General features: G+C 47.5%; 1 protein-coding gene. It reads right to left on the bottom strand.

The window, feature by feature from the left end; all coding sequences use genetic code 11:
• The coding region (locus tag C900_RS27865) for a hypothetical protein (RefSeq protein WP_040497744.1) at positions 1-360 on the bottom strand (360 nt) is incomplete at both ends.

The raw sequence follows: 360 nt of genomic DNA, 5'->3' as shown, positions 1-360 counted from the left end.
ACCCACAGTAGCACCCCCGCTAGCCACCAACTCCTGCACCAAAGAAGCCCGTGCACCGAGGAATTGATCGGTGTGGGCATATAAAGCCTGGCCTGCACTGTTTCTTTGATAGAAAGTTGTTCCTGCTCTGTTGCCATATAAAGTATTTCCTGGTCCTTCCGACACCCGCATACCAAGAGCAGCATAAGTATCTCCAATAGAGCCTGGGGGGATATAATTTGATACCATGCCGTTTTCAAAACCAAACATATGACTACCACTAGCCAACCCGGCCATATTTATAGTCAGGTTTCCTATTTGGACGGTCATTGGCCCTCCCAAAGTATTAAAATTAGCAAACCTCTCCGCAGCAATACCACT

It is taken from the genome of Fulvivirga imtechensis AK7 (genome assembly GCF_000331535.1).
Classification (GTDB): Bacteria; Bacteroidota; Bacteroidia; order Cytophagales; family Cyclobacteriaceae; genus Fulvivirga; species Fulvivirga imtechensis.
Note: the sequence above shows the minus strand (reverse complement) of the source record. Positions and strands in the feature narration are given on the sequence as shown.